This is a genomic window from Halomonas sp. TD01, assembly GCF_923868895.1.
Classification (GTDB): domain Bacteria; phylum Pseudomonadota; class Gammaproteobacteria; order Pseudomonadales; family Halomonadaceae; genus Vreelandella.
Window position 1 is genome coordinate 1312572 of the sequence record NZ_OV350343.1, and the last position, 22470, is coordinate 1335041.

General features: G+C 53.1%; 24 protein-coding genes. 22 read left to right on the plus strand and 2 right to left on the minus strand.

Annotated features, from left to right (window positions below; translation table 11 throughout):
• Positions 1-59: 59 nt before the first annotated feature.
• The 7 genes from argH to L1X57_RS06240 are packed head-to-tail and all read left to right on the plus strand — an operon-like array spanning position 60 to position 6063.
• Complete coding sequence (gene argH, locus L1X57_RS06210) at positions 60-1463, plus strand: argininosuccinate lyase (protein WP_009723240.1); 1404 nt, start codon at positions 60-62, stop codon at positions 1461-1463.
• The gene (gene lptM / locus L1X57_RS06215; RefSeq protein WP_009723239.1) at positions 1460-1591 is read left to right on the plus strand and encodes an LPS translocon maturation chaperone LptM; all 132 of its coding nucleotides are present in this window, start codon (positions 1460-1462) and stop codon (positions 1589-1591) included. Before argH ends, lptM begins: the two co-directional genes overlap by 4 nt.
• A complete protein-coding gene (lysA, locus tag L1X57_RS06220) occupies positions 1591-2862 on the plus strand; it encodes a diaminopimelate decarboxylase (RefSeq protein ID WP_009723238.1) in 1272 nt (423 codons plus the stop codon). Before lptM ends, lysA begins: the two co-directional genes overlap by 1 nt.
• Entirely contained in the window at positions 2862-3695 is an 834-nt protein-coding gene (gene dapF, locus L1X57_RS06225; RefSeq protein ID WP_009723237.1) for a diaminopimelate epimerase, read from the plus strand. The genes lysA and dapF overlap by 1 nt, the downstream gene beginning before the upstream one ends.
• A 16-nt stretch (positions 3696-3711) precedes the next feature.
• On the plus strand, positions 3712-4422 hold the full coding sequence (locus L1X57_RS06230; RefSeq protein ID WP_009723236.1) for a DUF484 family protein: 711 nt from the start codon (positions 3712-3714) through the stop codon (positions 4420-4422).
• Positions 4415-5323 (plus strand): tyrosine recombinase XerC, encoded by a 909-nt coding sequence (locus tag L1X57_RS06235; RefSeq protein WP_009723235.1) that lies wholly within the window; start codon positions 4415-4417, stop codon positions 5321-5323. The genes L1X57_RS06230 and L1X57_RS06235 overlap by 8 nt, the downstream gene beginning before the upstream one ends.
• Positions 5324-5325: 2 nt before the next feature.
• Entirely contained in the window at positions 5326-6063 is a 738-nt protein-coding gene (locus tag L1X57_RS06240; RefSeq protein WP_009723234.1) for an HAD family hydrolase, read from the plus strand.
• Positions 6064-6171: 108 nt separating this feature from the next.
• Here the strand turns inward: L1X57_RS06240 and yihA are convergent, their stop codons facing one another.
• Positions 6172-6807 (minus strand): ribosome biogenesis GTP-binding protein YihA/YsxC, encoded by a 636-nt coding sequence (yihA, locus tag L1X57_RS06245; RefSeq protein ID WP_009723233.1) that lies wholly within the window; start codon positions 6805-6807, stop codon positions 6172-6174.
• 310 nt (positions 6808-7117) lie between these two features.
• On the opposite strand from yihA, the gene L1X57_RS06250 reads away from it, so the two are divergent.
• The 10 genes from L1X57_RS06250 to dtd all read left to right on the plus strand — a co-directional run bounded on the left by L1X57_RS06250 (position 7118) and on the right by dtd (position 15841).
• Positions 7118-7747 carry a c-type cytochrome gene (locus L1X57_RS06250; protein WP_009723232.1) on the plus strand — a complete coding sequence of 210 codons (630 nt, stop codon included), beginning with the start codon at positions 7118-7120 and terminating at the stop codon, positions 7745-7747.
• A gap of 105 nt (positions 7748-7852) precedes the next feature.
• Positions 7853-8485, plus strand: coding sequence for a thiol:disulfide interchange protein DsbA/DsbL (locus tag L1X57_RS06255; protein WP_009723231.1), 633 nt, complete (start codon positions 7853-7855; stop codon positions 8483-8485).
• Between the two features lie 2 nt (positions 8486-8487).
• Positions 8488-9318 (plus strand): endonuclease/exonuclease/phosphatase family protein, encoded by an 831-nt coding sequence (locus tag L1X57_RS06260; RefSeq protein ID WP_009723230.1) that lies wholly within the window; start codon positions 8488-8490, stop codon positions 9316-9318.
• A gap of 102 nt (positions 9319-9420) precedes the next feature.
• Positions 9421-9981 carry a TRAP transporter small permease subunit gene (locus L1X57_RS06265; protein ID WP_009723229.1) on the plus strand — a complete coding sequence of 187 codons (561 nt, stop codon included), beginning with the start codon at positions 9421-9423 and terminating at the stop codon, positions 9979-9981.
• Positions 9981-11384, plus strand: coding sequence for a TRAP transporter large permease (locus L1X57_RS06270; RefSeq protein ID WP_009723228.1), 1404 nt, complete (start codon positions 9981-9983; stop codon positions 11382-11384). Before L1X57_RS06265 ends, L1X57_RS06270 begins: the two co-directional genes overlap by 1 nt.
• Before the next feature lie 185 nt (positions 11385-11569).
• Positions 11570-12679: a TRAP transporter substrate-binding protein gene (locus tag L1X57_RS06275; protein ID WP_009723227.1), complete on the plus strand. Its 1110-nt coding sequence runs from the start codon at positions 11570-11572 to the stop codon at positions 12677-12679.
• 157 nt (positions 12680-12836) lie between these two features.
• On the plus strand, positions 12837-13667 hold the full coding sequence (thiD, locus tag L1X57_RS06280) for a bifunctional hydroxymethylpyrimidine kinase/phosphomethylpyrimidine kinase (RefSeq protein ID WP_009723226.1): 831 nt from the start codon (positions 12837-12839) through the stop codon (positions 13665-13667).
• Between the two features lie 157 nt (positions 13668-13824).
• The gene (locus L1X57_RS06285) at positions 13825-14670 is read left to right on the plus strand and encodes a universal stress protein (RefSeq protein ID WP_009723225.1); all 846 of its coding nucleotides are present in this window, start codon (positions 13825-13827) and stop codon (positions 14668-14670) included.
• 73 nt (positions 14671-14743) lie between these two features.
• A complete protein-coding gene (locus L1X57_RS06290) occupies positions 14744-15325 on the plus strand; it encodes a chalcone isomerase family protein (RefSeq protein WP_009723224.1) in 582 nt (193 codons plus the stop codon).
• Positions 15326-15403: 78 nt separating this feature from the next.
• Positions 15404-15841 carry a D-aminoacyl-tRNA deacylase gene (dtd, locus tag L1X57_RS06295; RefSeq protein ID WP_009723223.1) on the plus strand — a complete coding sequence of 146 codons (438 nt, stop codon included), beginning with the start codon at positions 15404-15406 and terminating at the stop codon, positions 15839-15841.
• Positions 15842-15865: 24 nt separating this feature from the next.
• Here the strand turns inward: dtd and L1X57_RS06300 are convergent, their stop codons facing one another.
• Positions 15866-17812, minus strand: a complete 1947-nt coding sequence (locus L1X57_RS06300) for an ATP-binding cassette domain-containing protein (RefSeq protein ID WP_009723222.1) — start codon at positions 17810-17812, stop codon at positions 15866-15868.
• Between L1X57_RS06300 and L1X57_RS06305 the strand changes: the two genes are divergently transcribed.
• The 5 genes from L1X57_RS06305 to L1X57_RS06325 all read left to right on the plus strand — a co-directional run bounded on the left by L1X57_RS06305 (position 17811) and on the right by L1X57_RS06325 (position 22368).
• The gene (locus L1X57_RS06305; RefSeq protein WP_234667970.1) at positions 17811-18413 is read left to right on the plus strand and encodes a TIGR02444 family protein; all 603 of its coding nucleotides are present in this window, start codon (positions 17811-17813) and stop codon (positions 18411-18413) included. The two genes, L1X57_RS06300 and L1X57_RS06305, sit on opposite strands and share 2 nt — an antisense overlap.
• A gap of 255 nt (positions 18414-18668) precedes the next feature.
• Entirely contained in the window at positions 18669-19715 is a 1047-nt protein-coding gene (locus L1X57_RS06310; protein WP_009723220.1) for a TRAP transporter substrate-binding protein, read from the plus strand.
• Between the two features lie 297 nt (positions 19716-20012).
• The gene (locus tag L1X57_RS06315) at positions 20013-20591 is read left to right on the plus strand and encodes a TRAP transporter small permease (RefSeq protein ID WP_009723219.1); all 579 of its coding nucleotides are present in this window, start codon (positions 20013-20015) and stop codon (positions 20589-20591) included.
• Positions 20592-20619: 28 nt separating this feature from the next.
• Positions 20620-21903: a TRAP transporter large permease gene (locus L1X57_RS06320; RefSeq protein ID WP_009723218.1), complete on the plus strand. Its 1284-nt coding sequence runs from the start codon at positions 20620-20622 to the stop codon at positions 21901-21903.
• 21 nt (positions 21904-21924) lie between these two features.
• On the plus strand, positions 21925-22368 hold the full coding sequence (locus L1X57_RS06325; protein ID WP_009723217.1) for a universal stress protein: 444 nt from the start codon (positions 21925-21927) through the stop codon (positions 22366-22368).
• Positions 22369-22470: the final 102 nt, after the last annotated feature.

A 22470-nucleotide genomic window follows, 5' to 3' on the forward strand; every position in this document is an offset into this window, starting at 1 on the left:
GACTCTGGTACACTTTCTGATAACGATTCCTTTAGTTTAGTCAGCAGGATATGCCTCCGATGAGCCAAGCTACGAACCAGTCTTGGGGCGGTCGCTTTAGCGAGCCCACCGATGCTTTTGTTGCACGCTTCACCGCGTCTGTGACTTTCGACCAGCGCTTAGCGCGCCAGGATATTCAGGGCTCTATTGCCCATGCCACTATGCTGGCTCGTGTCGGTGTGCTGACCGATGACGAGCGCGATACCATTATCACCGGCCTCACCGAGATTCAGGGCGAAATTGAGCGAGGCGAGTTTAACTGGTCGATCCCGCTTGAAGACGTGCATATGAATATCGAAGCACGGTTGACGGATAAAATCGGTATTACGGGCAAGAAGCTACACACCGGTCGTTCACGTAATGATCAGGTAGCGACCGATATCCGCCTATTTATGCGCGATGAGATTGACGTGATTGAAGCAGAGTTGGTTCGTCTGCGTGAAGGCATGATTGAGCTTGCCGACCGTGAAGCCGATACCATCATGCCTGGTTTTACCCATTTGCAAACGGCGCAGCCGGTGACTTTTGGCCATCACCTATTGGCATGGCAAGAGATGCTAACCCGTGATCATGAGCGCCTGCTGGACTGCCGCAAGCGCGTGAATGTAATGCCTCTTGGCGCAGCGGCGTTAGCGGGCACGACCTATCCCATTGACCGCCATGTCACTGCAGAGCTACTCGGCTTTGATCGCCCAGCAGAAAACTCACTGGACGCCGTCTCCGATCGTGACTTCGCTATTGAATTCACCAGCTTTGCCAGCATTCTGCTAATGCATCTATCGCGCATGAGCGAAGAGCTGGTGCTGTGGACCAGCGCCCAGTTTGACTTTATCGACCTGCCTGACCGCTTCTGCACGGGTTCTTCTATCATGCCGCAGAAGAAAAACCCGGATGTGCCCGAGCTGGTTCGCGGTAAAACGGGCCGGGTGTATGGCCACTTAATGGCGCTATTAACGCTGATGAAGTCTCAGCCCCTGGCCTACAATAAAGACAATCAGGAAGATAAAGAACCGCTGTTTGACGCCGTTGATACCGTGCGAGATTGCTTAAAAGCCTTTGCCGACATGGTGCCTGCTATTGAGCCGAAAAAAGACAGCATGTATGAAGCCGCACGACGCGGCTTCTCGACCGCCACGGACCTTGCTGATTACTTGGTGCGCAAGGGCGTAGCCTTCCGTGATGCCCATGAAATTGTCGGTCAATCAGTGGCCTACGGTTTGAAGACTAAGAAAGATCTGTCTGAAATGACCCTTGAAGAACTGCAGCAGTTCTCTGCCACGATTGAGCAGGATGTGTTCGAGGTACTTACGTTAGAAGGCTCCGTGGCCGCCCGTAACCATATCGGTGGCACCGCGCCTGAGCAGGTTCGCGCTGCTGCCAGCCGTGCCCGCGAGGCGTTGGCAGCGCTGAAAGGTGATGCATGAAACGCTGGGTTACCACCTTTAGTGCGGTGTTGTTGATCACGCTGCTGCTAGTTGGTTGCGGTCAGAAAGGGCCGCTTTATTTGCCTGACGAAGACACTAATGGTTCGGCTGCCGAGCAGGAGGGATAATGGATCACTTTAACTACCGCGATGGCGTGCTTTATGCTGAAGACGTCCCGCTTACTCAGCTTGCCGCCGATCTGGGAACGCCTTGTTATGTCTACTCAAAAGCGACGTTAGAGCGCCATTTCCGGGCCTATACCGAAGCCCTGGGTGGTCATCCTCACCTGATTTGTTATGCGGTGAAAGCCAATTCCAACTTGGCGGTGTTGGGCCTGCTTGCACGGTTAGGGGCTGGGTTTGATATTGTTTCGATTGGTGAGCTTGAGCGCGTGCTGAAAGCGGGCGGCGACCCGTCAAAAATCGTGTTTTCGGGCGTTGCCAAGCAGCCTCATGAAATGGCCCGTGCGCTAGACGTCGGCATTAAATGCTTCAATGTTGAATCCCGTCCCGAGCTTGAGCGGCTAAACGCCGTTGCGGCGGAACTGGGCAAGGTGGCACCGGTATCGCTGCGGGTAAACCCGGATGTAGATGCAGGCACCCACCCGTATATTTCGACTGGGCTAAAAGATAACAAGTTTGGCATTCCTGTCGATGAAGCGCTGGACGTTTACACGCTGGCCGCCAGCTTGCCCCACCTACGAGTGAAGGGGCTTGATTGCCACATTGGCTCTCAGCTAACCGAAACCGCCCCGTTTTTAGATGCCCTTGAGCGCCTCTTAATGCTGATGGAGCGGCTGCGTGAGCGTGGTATTGAGATTGATCATTTGGATTTGGGTGGTGGGCTAGGCGTTCCCTATCGTGATGAAAAACCACCTCAGCCGTTTGATTACGCGAGCCAGTTGCTGGCGCGCCTTTCTCGTTGGGAGGGCGGTGAAGCGCTTACTTTACTATTTGAACCGGGCCGCTCGATTGCGGCTAACGCAGGCCTAATGCTAACCCGCGTAGAGTTCTTAAAGCCCGGCGAAACCAAAAATTTCGCGATTGTTGATGCTGCCATGAATGACCTAATCCGTCCTGCGCTGTATCAGGCATGGCAGGCGATTGTGCCGGTGGATACCCGCCAGCAACGTAAGTGTGCGGTCTATGATGTCGTGGGCCCTGTCTGTGAAACCGGCGATTTCCTCGGTAAAGAGCGCGAGTTGGCGATTGCTGAGGGCGATTTACTAGCCGTTCGATCAGCGGGCGCTTACGGCTTTGTGATGGCGTCGAATTACAACAGCCGTCCGCGCCCACCGGAAGTGATGGTCGATGGCAGTCGCTACCATGTGGTACGTGCTCGGGAAAGCCTGGAAAGTCTGTGGGCCGGTGAAGCACTGCTGCCGGAAGGGGAGCGCTGATGCTGTTGCACTTCACCAAAATGCATGGTCTGGGTAATGATTTTATGATGGTGGATCTAGTCACTCAGCGAGCGCGCCTGCGTGATGAACAGATTCGCCAGCTAGCAGACCGGCGTTTTGGCATTGGCTTTGACCAATTATTGGTGGTTGAGCCGCCCCGAGATCCAGAGATGGATTTTCGCTACCGTATTTTTAATGCTGATGGCAGCGAAGTTGAAAATTGCGGTAATGGTGCGCGCTGTTTTGCTCGCTTTGTTCGCGATCAGCGCCTCACACATAAGCATGAAATTCATGTGGAAACTGCCGGTGGGCCGCTGGTCCTCAATGTTCAGCACGACGGTATGGTGCGTGTTGACATGGGGAGGCCGCGTTTTAATCCGGCCACGCTGCCGTTTGAAGCACCGGGTGACCAACCACTACACGCTGTTGACGTCGACGGCGGCACGCTGGAACTAGGGGTTGTTTCAATGGGGAATCCCCATGCTGTGCTGCAGGTTGAATGTGTTGACAGCGCACCGGTTGAGCATCTTGGGCCGCTGCTTGAGTTTCACCCTCGCTTTCCCAAGCGGGTAAACGTAGGTTTTATGCAGGTCGTGTCGCCCAGCGAAATTCGCCTGAGGGTGTATGAGCGTGGCAGCGGTGAGACGCTTGCCTGTGGCACGGGGGCCTGTGCTGCGGTGGCTAGCGGTATTCGCCAAGGGCTGTTGAAAAGCCCGGTAACCGTTCACCTGCCGGGTGGCCAGTTAAGCATTGAGTGGCCCGACCCTGAAGCGCCGTTGGTGATGGTGGGCCCTGCCACACGTGTCTTCGACGGTCGAGTTACACTCAACTAATTCTAGGAGAACGGCGATGTCTCAAGCCCCCGAGCCGCGCAAAACGCTCGACCCTGATCAAGTGGCGTTTTGGCTGGCACGCCACCCCGATTTTTTTGTTGGTCGTGAAGGCTTGCTGCAGCAACTCAAGGTGCCACATCCCCATATCGATGGGGCGGTATCGCTGTTAGAGCGCTTGGTGATTGATTTACGCCAGCGTGCTGAAACAGCAGAGGGGCGGCTTGAGCATCTTCTAGAAACGGCACGACATAATGAAGCCCAGTACCGTCGACTGCGTGAGACGCTACTCAATCTGGTTGAAGCAGAAGATCGCGATACGTTGGCCCAAGCGCTAGCTGTTCAGCTAAGCGAGCACTTTCAAACGCCTGCAATGGCGCTATGGAGCCCATCTTCATTAAGTGACGATGAGCCAACGCCGCCTCAGCCACCGCGTCACGTGTTGGATCAGCATGCCAGCGCTCGCTTAGCTGCGCTGTTAGATGGGCGCACCAGCCGTTGTGTCAAGCTCAGTGTTAGCGACTGGAAATGTCTGTTGCCGCATACCAAAGCACCCCGACGGTCGGGTTCCTGTGCCATTTCGCGGCTTTCGGCGGGCGAGCAGCTGGGATATTTGCTTCTCGCAAGCCCTGATCCCGACTGTTACCGCGCCAGTATGGATACGTTGTTTACAGAGTATCTGAGCGATATCGTGGCACGGCTACTGCTTCGTCTGGAACATCATGGATAGCCCATGCTCATTGACGACGCAGGTCGAAGCGTATTTACGTAAGCTTGCTACCCACGCAAGCCCTGCCACGGTGGCAGCGTATCGTCAGGATTTAATTGCCTTGCAGCGTTTTTCTGAGCAACGTGGCGTAACCGATGCGGCGATGTTAGACACTGCATTTCTGCGCGCTTTTTTAGGGTCAGAGCGCAGCCGCGGGCTCGCGCCGAGAAGTTTAGCCCGCCGCCGCGCCGCGCTATCACGTTTTGCTGACTATCTTGTGCAGCATCACGTGCTTGTCGACAACCCTGTGGGGTTGCTGCGCACACCAAAGCAGCCAAGCCACTTACCAAGACCGCTTGATGTGGATGCGCTATCACGCTTTTTAGATACGCCTCACGATGGCACGCCGCTGGCAATACGTGACCAAGCCATGCTCGAGTTGTTTTACTCCAGTGGCCTACGGTTAGCGGAACTCGCCGCACTGGATTTAGGTCACTTAAATGCCCACCATGTGCGGGTGATGGGCAAGGGCAGTAAACCGCGGCAAGTGCCTGTTGGCAGGCGAGCGGATCAGGCGATTAAGGAGTGGTTGTCGTGTCGACCTGAACTGGCGGCAATGGGGGAAATGGCGTTATTTGTCGGTCAGCGTGGGCAGCGTCTTGGACATCGGGGTATTCAAAAGCGGTTGGCGCAGCTTTCTGTTGTGCGTGGCTTGCCTGAACACCTCCACCCCCATCGGCTGCGTCACTCATTTGCAAGTCATTTGTTGGAGTCCAGCCAAGACCTGCGGGCGGTTCAGGAATTGCTGGGCCACGCTAATTTATCGACGACCCAAGTCTACACCCGCCTGGATTGGCAGCATTTGGCCGAAAGTTATGATGCCGCTCACCCCCGCGCTAAACGCCGCACGACACGGAGTTAACCATGGCTTCTCTACAAGCGATTACGTTTGATCTTGACGATACGCTGTGGGACAACCAAGGCGTGATGTTAAAAACGGAAGAGGGCCACTATCGATGGCTAATTGAAGCGCTGGCGGCGTGGCGCAAAGCCCGCCATGAAGCGCCATTGACGCTGAGTTACGAGCAAGGGCTAGCCGACTACCTGGAGCGCCGCCAAGCGTGGGCCAAGCAAGTTCCGGAACGGCGCGGAGACTTTACCTGGCTACGTCTACGGGCGTTAGAAGCACAGCTAGAGGCCCAAGGCTTAACACGCAGTTGTGCGTTGCTGTGGGCTGCCGCTGCCATGAATGAGTTTCATCGACTGCGGGTGCAGGTAACCCCTCACCCTGAAGCCGCTGGGCTACTATCCGCGTTGAGCGAGCGTTACCAGCTAGCCGCTATTACCAATGGCAATATTCACCTCAAGCGTCAGCCGTTAGCGGCGTACTTTCCGGTGGCTATTGCTGCAGGCGAATTACTGGCACCAAAACCAGACCCTAAGCCATTTCTCACCGCTTTGGAGCGTCTGAATGTTGTGCCGCACCGCGCCATGCATGTAGGTGATTCCTGGCAAGAGGACGTGTTACCTGCACAGCGGTTGGGCATGCATGCCGTATGGATCGCCGCGCAAGGCGATCAAGCTTTGCCAACACGCATTCACCGAATTGCCCACGTGAAAGAATTGCCCGAGCTAATCGATTGGTTGGAACGACGCTCCTGACAGACACCGCGGTGTGCTTAAGGAACCTGGGTTTATTTGGCAAGGCTGTCTGTGTTGAGCAAGCTTCAGGCTGTTTGGGAAAACTTGGCTTGTTCGGCAATCCTTGGTTTACTCAGGGGTATGCAGCCACTGGTCTAGTTTTTGAGAAAGCGTATCTACACCGTCGCGCTTGAGCGATGAGAAAAGCTGAACCGAGACAAAATCTTCCCACTCTTTAAGGCGCGAACGGACTTTTTGCAGCGCGGCGCTAGCAGGACCTTTTTTTAATTTATCGGACTTGGTAAGCAGAATGTGCACGGGCATTTCGCGCTTATCCGCATAGTTGAGCATCATTTGGTCGAACTCGGTTAGCGGGTGGCGCACGTCCATTAGCAGTACAAGGCCACGTAGGCTGAAGCGGCCACGCAGGTAGTCAGACAGATGCTGCTGCCACTCTAGCTTCACCGCTTCAGGCACTTTGGCGTAGCCGTAGCCGGGCAAGTCGACTAAGCGACGCGATTCGTCATTCATGACGCTGAAAAAGTTGATCAACTGGGTGCGGCCTGGTGTGCGCGAGGTGCGGGCAAGGGCATTCTGTTGAGTAAGCGCGTTAATCGCGCTTGATTTACCCGCATTCGAGCGCCCAGCGAACGCGACTTCAGCACCGGTATCGTCTGGGCACAGCGCAAGCGTAGGGGCGCTGATCATAAAGCGGGCAGTGGGGTAGTTCAGTCGAGCGACTGGGTTATCATTGGCAGTAGACATGGTGTTAATCCTGAAAAACAGACGTATAAGACGGCCCGTTTCACCACGTTAACGTGAGTAAATGACGGTACCGCGACGAATTACCCCAAAAGCAGACCTGGACTTGCATTCCCGCCGCTAGGGTGATTCGTTATAATGCAAGCGGTTTATAACTGCGACCTGGGGCGCTAGTGTACCATCGCGCTCTAGCCAGCAGCGACCAACACGACATGTTGTTCGTTTTGGCGGAGCTGACCCTGGTAAAGTGCTGAACCTGGGCAGCGCCCAGGGTGCGTACCAGTCAATAATCAAACGGCATAGTGGAATAGCAATGAGAAAGTTACTGGCAAGCCTGGCAATTACCATGGGTGCCGTTGGCACCGTACACGCCCAAACCGACCACCAAGCTGACGCGGATGCAGCGGCTGGTCGTGAACTGGCTCAAACCTGCGCAGCCTGTCATGGCCAGCAAGGTATTAGTCCATCGGGCGCTTTTCCAAACCTAGCAGGGCAGCAAATGTCCTATCTGGCCAAGCAAATCATGGATATCCGTGACGGCGACCGTTTAGTTCCCACCATGGCCGGTCAAGTCGATGATTTCTCAGATCAAGACGCTTGGGATGTGGCAGCTCACTTTGCAGGGCAAAACGCGAACCTTGGTCAGACAAGCGATGAAGACGCAGAGCTTTTAGCTCGCGGTGAAGAGCTGTACCGGGCAGGCGATATGTCCAAAGGCATCCCTTCGTGCAGCGCTTGTCATACGCCTACGGGGGTTGGTATTGGAAGCGCAGTATATCCAGCGCTTTCAGGCCAGCACGCCGAGTATACGGTGTCTACGTTGCAAGACTTTGCTTCCGGTGAACGTGCTAACAGCCCGAATAACATCATGGGCGATATCGCTTCTAAAATGAGCGATAGCGATATGGAAGCCGTAGCGAATTACCTATTAGGCTTGAACTAGTCGCTGCTAATAAAGGTGCCCTATCTCACTGGTAATTAAAGAGATGGGGAACCTCTTTGCATAACCAGCGGTCACAGTCTCGCTCATTTTTGGAGAATTATCGCTATGTTAAAAACGTTAATGGTCGCGATGGCCGGCTTAGGCTTATCTGCGGCCGTAAGTGCCCAGGAGCTGGTAGAAGGTCAGCATTACACGCTGCTCGAGTCGCCGGTGGCGACACAGGTCGAAGAGGGGCAGATTGAAGTGACCGAAGCGTTTTGGTTTGGCTGTCCGCATTGCTACCGGCTGCAAACACCTGCAAACGAGTGGTATGAAACGCTTGAAGACGACGTTAGCGTTGTTCACATGCCGGCCACCATGGGCGGGGACTGGAATACCCACGCGACAGCATTTTATGCAGCAGAATCTCTGGGTATCGAAGACGAACTGCACACTGATTTCTTTGAAGCTATTCATGAAGATGGTCGCTCACTGACAGATGCGGATGAAATCGCTGAGTTTTTCTCTAATTACGGCGTAAGCGAAGAGAAAGCTAAGCAGGCGCTGACGGCGTTTGGCGTTCGCAGCGAAGTTAATAAAGCCAACAGCCGCATGCGTGAAATGCGTCTGATGGGCGTACCGGCGCTCATTATTGATGGGCGCTACCTTGTGTCGCCAAGTACGGCAGGTAGCTTGGAAAATATGCCGCAAATTGCGGATGCGCTTGTCGAGCGCGTGCGTAACGAGCGCGCACAATAACGGTGTTAGAGCATGGTCACGCAGGGGGGCAGATAGGCTCGCCTGCGTCATCATTGGCTGAACGTGGCCATATTCGCTTGCTGACGTTCAATTTGCAGGTAGGTATTCAAACGTCGGCGTATCATCACTATCTCACTCGTAGTTGGCAACATGTGTTGCCCCACCCTCAGCGCCTTAAACGCTTGGCGCAAATGGGCAATGTGCTAGAGCCATTTGATGTGGTGGGACTGCAAGAGGTCGACGGCGGTAGTTTCCGTTCTGGTCGTGTTAATCAAGTTGAATACCTTGCCTCTAAAGCGCGGTTTCCCCACTACTTTCAACAGCTTAATCGTAATCTAGGACAGTTTGCTCAGCACAGTAATGGGCTATTGTCGCGCATCGTGCCTAGTCACATCGAAGAGCATCGTTTGCCAGGTATGCTGCCAGGACGTGGTGCAATTCACGCGCGCTATGGTGAAGGGCCGGATGCACTGCATATCTTTGTAGCCCACTTGGCGCTGAGCCACCGTGGGCGTGTGCGCCAGCTAAATTATTTGAGCAACATTATCGAGCCGCTGCGCCATGTGGTGGTCATGGGCGATCTAAACTGCACGCCTGATCAGCTTCATGCACATGAACGCTTTAGTACGTCGTTGCCGCTTCACCCGGTTAAGCCACTGCTTAGCTATCCTTCCTGGCAACCCCGTCGCGCCCTGGATCATATTTTGCTGTCCCAAACCCTTGAAGCTGCGGATGTACGTGTGTTGGATCACTTATTTTCTGACCACTTACCGATCGCTGTCGATTTACCGTTACCTGCAGCCTGTCTGGCGGCGATTCGCCAAAGCGTTTAACGATAAGCGTGCTTAGTGGTTTACGGGCGCTGCATTGTCTGCGTATATACGCTATTGTCGGAGCGCTGACTCCCCTTAGCCGTTTTTACGCGAGACACCTCCATGTCGGACACAACACAACTACCTGCGTTTATCGCTGCGCTGGACCGCGCCTCGGAGTGGTTCGGGCGTAGCCTTGCGTGGCTGATCATCATCATGATGTTGATTCAGTTCGCGATTGTACTGCTTCGTTACGCTTTCAGCGTTAACAGCATTTTTATGCAAGAGCTGGTGATGTATATGCATGCCAGTGTCTTTATGCTCGCCGCGGCCTACACCTTTCGCCACGATGGCCATGTGCGGGTCGATATTTTCTACCGTGGAATGACACCCCGCCGCCAAGCGGTAGTTAACATTGTGGGTATTATCACGCTCTTGATCCCAGTGATGGCTTTTATCATTGTTTCCAGCTTGGGCTACGTTGCTAACTCCTGGCGTGTTATGGAGACCTCCTCAGACTACGGTGGTATTCCAGCCGTCTTTGCACTGAAAACGTTAATACCGCTCTTTGCCGCGCTGATGATCGTACAAGGCATCATTGAAGTGGTGCGCAACGGCTACGTATTTACTGGCCGGATACCCCCATCTGTTGGTGATGATAACCACCTTGAGGAGCGCGTTTAATGTTGGAATTTATGCCGCTTATTTTATTTGCCACCATCTGTATCGTACTGATGTTCGGCTTCCCGGTGGCGCTTTCGTTAGCGGGCACCGCGCTGTTGTTTGCAGGAATGGGCTTAGGCCTTGAAGCCATCGGCGTCGACGCCAATTTCGACAGTGGATATCTTGCTGCGCTGCCCAATCGGCTTTACGGCATTATGACCAACCAAACGTTATTGGCGGTGCCATTATTTGTCTTAATGGGTGTTTTACTTGAGAAGTCCAAAGTAGCCGAAACACTGCTCGATGCGATGGCGCTACTGTTTGGTGCTATGCGTGGTGGTTTGGGTATTTCCGTGACATTGGTCGGTATGCTGATGGCGGCGTCTACCGGCATTGTGGGGGCCACCGTGGTTACCATGGGGCTTATGTCGCTACCTACCATGCTAAAGCGTGGCTATAGCACTTCGCTCGCGACCGGCACCATTTGTGCGACTGGCACGCTAGGTCAGATTATACCGCCTTCCATTGCACTGGTACTGCTTGGTGATGTGTTGTCGTCCGCTTACCAGCAGGCGCAGCTCTCGATGGGCATTTTTAGTCCTAAAACGGTCTCTGTGGGAGATCTGTTTATGGGGGCGCTGGTGCCAGGGTTGATTCTGGTGGTTATGTATATGATTTACGTTGCCATGGTCGCGTGGCTGCGCCCGCAAATGGCGCCTGCTGCTGACCGTGAAGAGCTAATGGCAGAGCTTGGTCATACCTCAGGTCTTGGATGGCTGCTATTGAAAGGCCTTGTGCCTCCCGTGGTACTTATTGTCGCGGTGCTTGGCTCGATTTTAAGTGGGTTTGCAACGCCCACAGAAGCGTCAGCCGTCGGCGCCTTTGGTGCTCTGGTGCTGGCCATTGCTTATCGGCAGTTGGATTGGGCAACGCTGAAAGATGTGCTGCGTTCAACCACCCATGTGACCACCATGGTGTTTATGATTTTGATTGGTGCGGCGCTGTTTTCGCTGGTCTTCCGAGCCTACGGCGGCGAGCATATGGTCACCGACTTGTTCGAAGGTATGCCCGGCGGGGTGGTGGGTGCGACCATTATCGTGATGCTGGTCATCTTCCTGCTTGGCTTTATTCTCGACTTTATCGAGATCACTTTCGTGGTGGTGCCCATCGTTGGGCCGATTCTGTTGGCCATGGGGCTGGATCCGATTTGGCTGGGCATCATGATCGCCATTAATCTGCAAACATCGTTCTTAACCCCACCGTTTGGCTTTGCGCTATTTTATCTGCGCGGCGTAGCGCCACCCTCGGTGCCGACTTCGGCGATTTACCGCGGGGTCATCCCGTTTATTCTTATGCAGCTTGGCATGCTGCTGGTGCTAACGTTCTTCCCCCAACTAGCGACATGGCTACCTGCTCAATTTTAACCTGGGTCATTTTGATTAGCGCTGAGTTGAAAACTATCGTTACTATCAACGCAACTAAGTGGCAACCTTAATTAAAAGCAGCCAAGCTGCATCAACTAACGGCTTGCAACAAACCGCCTAGTCAAAAGGGCTAGGCGGCCTCCCCCTACCTATAACAGCAACAATAGAAGCCAGAGGGTTAATGTATGAAAGCCAAAGCGCTACCTGTCGCCATTGCGATGACGACTGCTCTATCCGCTAGCTTGCTGGTGGTTTCAAGTTTTGATAATCAGGCCCAGGCACAAGAAAACTTCCGCTGGAAAATGGTCACTTCCTGGCCAAAAAACTTCCCTGGCGTGGGGCAGGGGCCTGAGCGGCTCTCGCAGCTGGTGGAAGAGATGTCCAATGGTCGCCTGACCATTGAAGTATTTGGCGCTGGCCAGTTGGTGCCTGGGTTTGAAGTGTTTGACGCCGTATCTGATGGCACCGCTGAGCTTGGCCACTCGGCTTCTTATTACTGGAAGGGCAAAGCCCCTGAAGCACAGTTTTTCGCTGCCGTACCGTTTGGTATGAATGCACAGGAAATGAATGCTTGGCTGTATTTTGGCGGCGGCATGGAACTGTGGAACGAAGTTTACGAGCCCTTTGGTGTAGAGGTCATGGTGGCTGGTGCCTCCGGTGTCCAAATGGGAGGCTGGTATAACAAGGAAATCAATTCCATTGAGGACCTTAATGGCCTGAAAATGCGTATGCCAGGCTTAGGCGGTGAAGTGATGAGCCGTATGGGCGTTGCCATTGTGAACATGCCTGGCGGCGAAATATTCACATCACTTCAGTCGGGTGCCATTGATGCGACTGAGTGGATTGGCCCCTATAATGATTTAGCTTTTGGCCTGCATCAGGCCGCCGATTACTACTACTACCCAGGCTGGCACGAACCGACGGTGATGTTTGAAACCATCGTCAACGAGGAAGCATTAGCCGAGTTACCCGCTGATTTGCAGGCGATCTTGACGACCGCAGTGCGCGATATCAACGCAAACGTGCTTGATGAGTACACCGCGCGTAATAACGATGCGCTAGAGACTCTGGTCAACGAGCATGAGGTTGAATTGCGCCGCATTCCTGACGACGTGTTGGCTCAGGCCCGTGAGTATTCAGAAGACGTTACTGCTGAATTGGCTGAATCAAGCGAGTTAGGTACACGTATTTATGAGTCCTATCGTACCTTCCAGGATAAGGTCGAAAACTACCATGCGATTTCTGAACAGGCGTACTACAACGCACGTAATCCAGATGGTGACACAACGCAGTAGCGGCTCAATAGCGATGTAACTATGCTATGAGCATTCTGCTCTCGTTGAATACGCAATGGCCGCCTCTCAGGCGGCCATTGTTTTAGTTAAGAAGCCCCTATTTAGCGCTGTACTTGGGTATTCTAGAGAACTACTGAACCGTTAAGTAAGGAGCCCCATGTCCAACGATTCCCGCCTTCGCAATGTGCTCACCATCGCTGGTTCTGACCCCTCGGGTGGTGCTGGCTTGCAGGGTGATTTGAAAACCTTTTCGGCGCTGAGTGTCTACGGCACCAATGTGATCACCGCGGTCATCGCCCAAAATACCTGCGGTGTGGCCTCTGTGTATCCGGTTTCGCCTCACGCTATTCGCGAGCAGTTAGAGCACCTGATAGAGGATGTGGCATTAGATGCCGTTAAAATCGGTATGGTTGCTAGTCGTGAGGTTGCCGAGGTGATCGCTGATGTATTGCGGAAAAACCGCCCCCGCTGGATCGTATTGGACCCGGTGATGGTTGCCAAAAGCGGTGACATTCTAGTCGATGACGCTGGCATTCGTGCCGTGCGCGATATACTGGTGCCTTTAGCAGACGTCATTACGCCCAATTTGCCTGAAGCTGCTGTGCTCTTAGACGCCGAACCACCGGCTTCATTGGATGACATGGAGGCGATGCTGCCAGCGCTGGTTGAGTTGGGAGCACCTTACGTGGTGCTGAAAGGTGGCCATCTGCGCGGTGATACCTGTCCTGACTTACTAGCAACCCCGAATGGGCATGCATGGCTTCCTGCTTCACGTATTGATACTGACAACTTGCACGGCACGGGCTGTGCACTCTCATCTGCGATTACTGCGTGCCTAGCAAAACTACCCGCCGATGCTTCGCCAAGCGCCCCTAAACAAGCGATTGGCGAAGCAAAACTGTGGTTGCACGCCGCTTTAGAGGCTAGCACTCGGCTAAATGTCGGTCATGGCCGTGGGCCAGTGCACCACTTTCATGCGTGGTGGTGATGTAAATGACCTAGCGCAATAAGCGTACAGAGCAGCAGTCGAAAAGCTAAGACACACCTTGCGGTATGCACAAACGGACACCATGCTGAAAGGTGCCCGCTTGATCGTCCAAAGTGCCTACTGACGGTGCCGACTTGATCGGCCAAGGAGTTGCGCCATGTCTCGCACGCTGCTGTTCGCTACGGACCTTTCTCAGGATAACCGCGCTGCGTTTGCCCGCGCTCTACGGCTGGCTTATGCCCAAGGAGCACAGCTCGACATTCTTCATGTCCTGGACCCTTACTTGCCTCGACGTGTTCTTCACGACGTTGAAAGCGCGGTTAATGAAGATATTAGCGCCACATTGACCGACCTACGCGAAGATTACGCGCTGGAAGCGCCTTCGTTGCTTATTCAAACCGTTGTGGGGGCGCCTCATGTTGAAATTGTGCGAGAAGCCCACGAACGCAATGCCTCGTTAATTATTATGGGCATGCACCGTAAGCGCGGTCAGAAAGATCTCCTCTTGGGAACCACCGTGATGCGTGTGCTGAGAAGTGCGCCTTGTCCGGTGGTGGTCGCTTCTTATCTACCGACACAGCCTTGGCAACATATCCTGGTGCCGATCGATTTTTCGCTTACCGCCCGACAGACACTCCGGGAAGCACTCATTCGCTTTCCAGAAGCGAAGTTGACGCTACTGCATGCCTGGAGCTTGCCTGGAGAGCGTGAGTTGGGCTCTCAGGCTAATTTCGCGCAGTGGCGAGATCACGAAGTAGAGCGCCTACGTAGAACGCTGGATAACGAGGTTGAGAGCTTAATGCGTGATCTTGATGGCGTTCCTGATGTCGAGCTAGTGCTCGAGCCAGGGCAACCCTGTGATGTGCTTCAAGATTATATGAAGCGACACTCTCCCGATTTGGTGATTATTGGTAGCCGTGGCCAGCCCCAACACACCAGCCAAGTGACCGAAATGCTGTTAGGAGAACCTCACTGCGACCTCATGCTGTGTCGCTCTTGGTAGTTGTTGTACGGAACCTTTATTTTTGTTTTGTGTATGTATAGCTAGTGTTCCGGGAAATGAGGAGGTTTTCGCTATGCTATCTGTACACGGTCAACATTTAGCGCTAGGCGCGCTGCTGTCAGTGGGCACGTTCTTATCAGCATCTAATGTGCTGGCCGATAGTGTGACTGAGCGGGGAGAACGCTTTGAGCGAGTCGTAGAAATTGATGGTCAGCGCTACGCGTTAATGGGCAGCGGGGTGTTTCGCTACATGATCTGGACTGCCTATGCGGGTGCCTATTATCAGCTTGAAGGAGAAACTGAGCCACAGCCGTTGAGTGATGTGCCACGCCGCCTTGAGTTAGCTTACTTTCATGACATTGAGGCTGCCGACTTTGCGGAAGCGACTGAGAAAACGCTAAAAGAGTCGCTGACACTCTATGAATTTAACCAGATTGAACAGGACCTGGAGCGGCTGAATCAGCGCTATCGTGATGTAACGCCCGGCGATCGCTATCTGCTCAGTTGGGATGGAGAGTGGCTACGTCTTGCCCTCAACGGTGATGTGGTATTTGAGGATGACAGTGCTGAGTTCGCCAGCGCCATGTTTGGTATTTGGCTGGGCGAGCGCCCGCTAAGCGATGCTTTTCGTGATGCGCTGCTGGGCCAGAGCTAGCCCATAGGTGGGTTTTGTCTGAAACCTATGCCAGCGATTACACTGTCTCTTCTTTGGATGACATCGCAAGGGGCTAGTGTGAAGGCACTGATTCAACGGGTAAAAAATGCCAGCGTGACGGTCGAGGGTAAGACGGTAGGAGCTATTGATCATGGCCTGCTGGCACTAGTGGGTGTTGAAAAAGGCGACAGCGAGGCCGATGCTGAAAAACTACTGCATAAGCTGCTGCACTACCGTGTTTTCAGTGACCATGAAGGCAAAATGAATAATAACCTTCAGCAGGCCAACGGGGGCTTATTGCTGGTATCACAGTTTACATTGGCTGCCGATACCCACAAAGGTTTGCGCCCCAGCTTTTCTAGCGCGGCACCGCCCGCCGAAGGCGAGCGTCTGTTTGACTATTTAGTGGCTAATGCACGCGCTGCTTGGCCTAACGTTGCTACCGGCCAATTTGGCGCTGATATGCAGGTGGCGCTGGTTAACGATGGGCCGGTAACGTTCTTGCTTGAAAGCTAACCGGCTTATTACATGCAGGTTAGGTCAGGCGTCTTCGCTGGCCAATAGCTCTGCTTCCATCGTTTCCAGTGCTTCCTCGGCTGCCAGCCACTGCTGCTCGGCGGTGTCCAAGCGACTTTTGATTTTCGCCTGTTGGGCAAGTGCTTCGGTAAGTTCTGCTTTACGAGCGCTGTCGGTATAAAGTGTTGGGTCAGCCAGAATAGCTTCTACTTCTTCAAGTGCTTGCTGAGTTTTCTCCATGGCTTTTTCAGCTTGATCGCGCTCTTTTTTCAGCGGTCTTAGCTTCTCGCGTAGTTCCGCTGCGGCCTTGCGAGCGGCTTTGCGGTCACCGCTAGGCTGTTGGCTTTGGCGTTCGCTTTTTTCGCTACGTGCATCGCGGCGGCCCTCTTCTAAACGCGCCTTTAGCCATACCCGATAGTCGTCGAGATCGCCATCGAAGGGTTCCACACGATGATCGGCAACCCGCCAGAACTCATCAACCGTGGCGCGCAATAAATGACGGTCGTGAGATACCAGAATGACGGTACCCTCAAAACTTGCCAGCGCCTCGGTTAGTGCCTCGCGCATTTCCAAGTCCAAGTGGTTGGTTGGCTCATCGAGCAGCAGCAGGTTTGGTTTCTGCCAGGCGACCAGCGCCAGTGCCAAGCGCGCTTTTTCACCGCCGGAGTAGGTGGCCACTTCGCCAAAAGCGTCATCGCCCTTAAAGCCAAATCCACCGAGGAAGTTGCGAATTTCTTGGTCACTGGCCGTGGGCGAGAGCCGCTGAACGTGTACAAACGGCGTCGTGGTTACGTCCAGGCTTTCCAGTTGGTGCTGGGCAAAATAACCAATGGCTAAATGCTCACCTGGCACACGCTTGCCCTCTAGCAGCGCAAGCTCACCGGTCAGTGATTTGATCAACGTTGATTTACCCGCGCCGTTGGGGCCTAACAGACCAATACGGCTGCCGGGTAATAGCGTAATGTTGACCTTCTCTAATTGGGCGACATCGCCCGCGTCTCCACGATAGCCAAGGGTGGCTTGGTCCAGCACGAGCAGCGGGTGCGAAGTCTTATCTGCGGCAGGTAGAGTGAAGTGAAAAGGCGAATCCGTATGAGCGACGGCAATGTCGCCCATACGCTCCAGCATTTTCACGCGACTTTGCGCCTGTTTTGCTTTCGTTGCCTGGGCGCGGAAGCGCGCTATGAAACGCTCAATTTCCTCGCGGCGGGCCTGCTGTTTGGCCGCTTCGGCTTGCTGTAGGGCGAGCTTTTCAGCTCGTGTGCGCTCAAAGCGAGAGTAGTTGCCACGGTAAAGCTCGAGCGTTTGGTGATGCATATGCACGATGTGATCGCACACAGCATCCAAGAAGTCGCGGTCGTGAGAAATCAGCAGCAGCGTGCCTGGGTAGCGGGTCAGCCACTGTTCTAACCAAAGCAGGGCGTCGAGATCCAGGTGGTTAGTTGGCTCATCAAGCAGTAATAAATCGGAAGGCATAAACAGCGTGCGAGCTAGATTCACCCGCATACGCCAGCCACCGGAAAAGTCCGACAAGGGCCGCTTAAGATCTGCTTGTACGAAACCGAGCCCCACCAGCAGCTGCGACGCCCGTGATTCGGCTGTGTAGCCATCCAGAGTTTCGATAAGCCCATGTAACTCGGCTTCACGGTGCGCATCATCTGCTTTGCGAGCGGCCAGCAGATCAGCTTCCGCTTGCCGCAACGCATGATCGCCATCCAGAACGTACTCCACAATGGGGCGATCCAGTGCTTCAACTTCCTGGGCCATGTGAGCGATCCGCTGGCCACCGCTCATTTCAACGTCACCTTGGTCGGGGCCAAGTTCGCCTAGCAGGAGTTTGAATAAGCTCGACTTACCGGCGCCGTTTGCCCCGATAATGCCAGCCTTTATGCCGCTGTGGAGCGTAAGGTCGGCGTTATCGAGTAGCGTTTGTGTGCCCCGTTGCAGGGCGACTTGGCGCAGTGCGATCATGCATTCTCCCGAAAAAGTGGGTAAATCAATGTTCGATTCTAACCGATTCCAGCGCTTACAGCAGGCTCCGCTGTGGGATTTTGCACTGACGTTTTATGCCCAGCCTGGGGTTGAGCAGGCATGCCTTGTTCTGCAGGACAGTGCAGGGGTTGATGTGTGTGAGCTTCTAGTGCATGGCTGGCTCTACCAGTACGGCCTTCAGGCAACGCCAAGTGCGCTGGCAGTGGAGCGCGAAGCACGTGAGCATTGGCAGCAATCGGTCACAGTAGTTTTGCGACAGTTGCGCCGTGACCTTAAGCCACAAGCCGCAGTAAATGAGGGCGTTGCTCAATTGCGAAAGACGCTTCAGCAGGCTGAGCTTCAGGCTGAGCGTGAGAATCTTCAACGCTGGCAGCAATGGATATTGCAAGCATCTAAACATAACCAGCGGTTAAAAAACTGCGCTATAAGTAAGCAAGATGTTGCACAATGGCTGCAAAGTAAGCTGTTTTCGAATGTTCTTGCCTTTGATCAAGAGGTTGTGTCACCCGAGCGCGAGAACGTCAGCGAGGCACTTAATATGCTTGCGACACAGCTTGACCGCTACGAGCGACCGCGCTAGCCTGAAATTAAGCTATTTTTGAATAACGCGTGTTTCAAGGTTTGTTATTACTTTTGACACTGTTTCTAAAAGCTACTTCTAAAAGTTATTCTAGATGTGTTCAAAAAGACATGCTTTATGAATAGTGCTTTTATGAATAGTGATTCTAAAAGTCTGTGACAATTAACAGAGCGTTTTAAGAGCGGCACGCATTATACAAAAATTAAATATTGGCGCACTCGCATAGCGCGCTTACCACTGCTAGAGGAACTCTGCATGAAGGCAAGCAAGTTAATTTCGACTCGTTCAGTAACGACCAAGTTAATGACGACGGCGAGCATTGGTGCACTACTATTTGGCCTCAGCGCAGCCGCTCAAGCAGATAATTGGCGTTACGCCCACGAAGAGTACGAAGGCGATGTCCAAGACGTATTCGCTTACGCATTCAAAGAATATATCGAAGAGAATTCTGATCACAGCGTTCAGGTCTATCGTTTTGGTGAGTTAGGTGAGTCTGATGACATCATGGAGCAGACTCAAAACGGCATTCTCCAGTTCGTAAACCAGTCGCCTGGTTTCACGGGTTCTCTTATTCCAGAAGCGCAAATCTTCTTTATCCCTTATCTGTTACCAACAGATGAAGAAACCGTCCTTACTTTCTTCGACGAAAGTAAGGCTATCAACGAAATGTTCCCAGAGCTCTATGCCGAGCAAGGCCTTGAGCTACTTAAGATGTACCCTGAAGGTGAAATGGTTGTTACCACCGACGAGCCAATTAGCTCGCCGGAAGATATGAATAACAAAAAAATTCGTACCATGACGAACCCATTGCTTTCAGAAACCTACGATGCCTTTGGTGCAACACCGACGCCACTGCCTTGGGGTGAAGTATATGGTGGTTTGCAAACTGGCATTATCGATGGCCAAGAAAATCCGATTTTCTGGATCGAGTCTGGCGGCTTGTATGAAGTGTCTCCGCACCTTACCTTCACAGGCCATGGTTGGTTCACTACCGCGATGATGGCTAATCAAGACTTCTATGAAGGCTTGTCTGATGAAGACAAAGAGCTGGTGCAAGAAGCGTCTGATGCTGCCTATGACCACACAATTGAGCACATCAAAGGGCTAGCCGACGAGGCATTAGCTAAAATCCAAGAAGCTTCGGATGAAGTCACTGTGACGCGCTTGAATGAAGAGCAAATTCAGGCTTTCCGTGAGCGTGCTCCGCAGGTGGAAGAGGCCTTCCTAGGCATGACGGGGGAGCGTGGTGCTGAGCTGCTTGAGCAGTTTAAAGCCGATCTCGAAGCCGTAACTAACGAGTGATTCACCGTTTAGCACGCTCGCTTTAACGGACAATCACCTAGGGGGCAGCCAGCGCTGCCCCTTTTCTATTCCTACACGCTCGTCTGGTGCTGACAGCCACCTAACAAAAAAAGCGCGTTACCTTACGCAAAAGACAGAAAAATTTACGTACATCCAGCGTTGAAGCGGAAAGAGTTATTAACCGTTACGCTACAAAATGAGTAGGGCCGGACATGCTCCGTTCGGTGGTCAGTGAAGGAAGAGGCGCTAGGTTGTCTTAAATAGTTAGCTGCCACGCTGCATAAGAGGAGATCGGCCATGACCGAAGAAGAATCCGAAAAGAATTACAGCTCTGGTTTGCCCGGCATACTAGGGGTGATCGACACTGCAATTAGCAAAATCGAGTCAGTCATACTGGCGCTGGGGGTTTTGCTAATGGCGCTGAATACGGTCACCAATGTTATTGCCCGTTTTGTATTTGGCAATAGCATTATGTTTTCAGGTGAATTAAACCGTATTTTGATCATTATGATTACCTTCGCGGGTATTGGTTACGCCGCTCGACACGGCCGCCATATTCGCATGTCAGCAATCTACGATGCTTTGCCCGTTGGGGGGCGCAAGGTGTTGATGATAGGTATTTCGTTATTTACCTCCCTCGTTATGTTTTTCCTGCTGTACTACTCCGTCGTGTACATCCTCGACCTTCAAAGCAAAGGTCGTGTGTTGCCGTCACTAGGGATACCTATTTGGATCATTTATGTCTGGGTACCCATGGGTTTCCTAATTACGGGCATTCAGTATCTGTTAACGGCAATTAAAAACCTTACCTCTCGGGATGTATATCTCTCTACAGGGGTAGTCGACGGTTACAAAGACACCGAAACAGAAGTGTAAAGCAGGGCTTGCACCCTAGGGGAACGCTATGACGACGATAATGGTAGTCACCATGATTGCCCTGCTGCTGCTGGGCTTTCCTATGATGATCCCGCTGATTACGGCGGCGGTGATCGGTTTTTATATGATGTTTAACGGCTTCGGCCAAATGGATACGTTGATCCAGCAGATGATGGCGGGCATCCGGCCTGCCTCGCTGATTGCGGTGCCGATGTTTATTCTGGCGGCAGATATTATGACGCGCGGCCAGTCTGCTAATCGCCTAATCGATATGGTGATGTCCTTTATAGGCCATATCAAAGGTGGTCTTGCGGTCAGTACAGCAACTTCTTGTACGCTGTTTGGCGCGGTTTCTGGTTCTACCCAGGCAACCGTGGTAGCGGTGGGCTCACCTCTGCGGCCCAAGATGCTGAAAGCGGGCTACTCTGACCCCTTTACACTGGCGCTAATCATTAACGCTAGTGATATCGCCTTTTTGATACCCCCAAGTATTGGCATGATCATTTACGGGGTTATTTCGGGTACATCGATTGGCGAGCTGTTTATCGCGGGTATTGGGCCAGGGCTTTTAATCCTGTTTATGTTCTCAATCTATTGCATTATTTATGCCGTGGTAAAAGGCGTGCCTACTGAGCCTCGCGCTAGCTGGAAAGAGCGCGCCATCGCAGTGCAAAAAGCGCTATGGCCGTTAGGTTTTCCAGTCATTATCGTTGGTGGTATTTACGGTGGTGTTTTTAGCCCGACGGAAGCAGCAGCAGCCTGTGTGTTGTATGCAATACTGCTCGAATTTGTGGTGTTCCGTTCCCTCAAAATGAACGATATTTATGCGATTGCTAAATCCACCGGCTTAATTACCGCGGTGGTGTTTATATTGGTCGCCGTGGGTAATGGGTTCTCCTGGATAATCTCGTTCGCGCAGATTCCACAAATGATTTTGGAAGCGGTAGGTGTAAATGAAGCCGGGCCTACAGGCGTACTGATCGCGATCTGTATTTCTTTCTTTGTTGCTTGCATGTTTGTTGATCCGATTGTGGTCATTCTGGTGCTTACGCCCATTTTCGCGCCTGCGATTGCGGCGACCGGCCTGGACCCTGTTCTGGTGGGTGTTTTGATCACGCTGCAGGTGGCCATTGGCTCGGCGACCCCGCCCTTTGGCTGCGATATATTTACCGCGATTGCGATCTTTAAGCGGCCTTACTGGGAAGTCATCAAAGGCACACCGCCCTTCATCTTTATGCTGATTTTAGCGGCGGCGCTGCTGATCATGTTTCCGCAAATTGCGCTGTTCTTGCGTGATGTTGCCTTCCGCTAAGCAGTCACAAGGAGATCGCGGATGTTTAATCGCATTTTAATTCCCGTTGATGGCTCAAAAGGGGCGATTAAGGCACTGGATAAAGCGGTTGGCCTGCATATGCTTACCGGTGCAGAACTTTATTTGCTGTGTGTCTTTAAGCACCACAGCTTATTGGAAGCATCGCTTTCCATGGTGCGGCCGAATAAACTTGATTTGCCCGATGATGCACTGAAAGAGTACGCCACGGAAATTGCAGTACACGCCAAGTCCTATGCCATAGAGATGGGGGCAGACAGCGCGCGAATAAGGGCGTTTGTGAAAGGCGGGCGCCCCTCGCGAACCATTGTGCGCTTTGCCCGTAAACGGGAGTGCGACTTAATTGTGATTGGCGCTCAGGGAACCAACGGCGAGAAAAATCTGCTGTTGGGCAGTGTCTCCCAACGTGTGGCGGGTGCGGCACACTGTCCTACGTTGGTCGTTTAAGACACCAAACTACTGCACTTGATCGTGGTCTTACTAGCACCCGTCGTCTCAGGTAATGCAGCCTGGGGTGGCGGGTGTTAGTCTTTGAAGCACTCAAACATT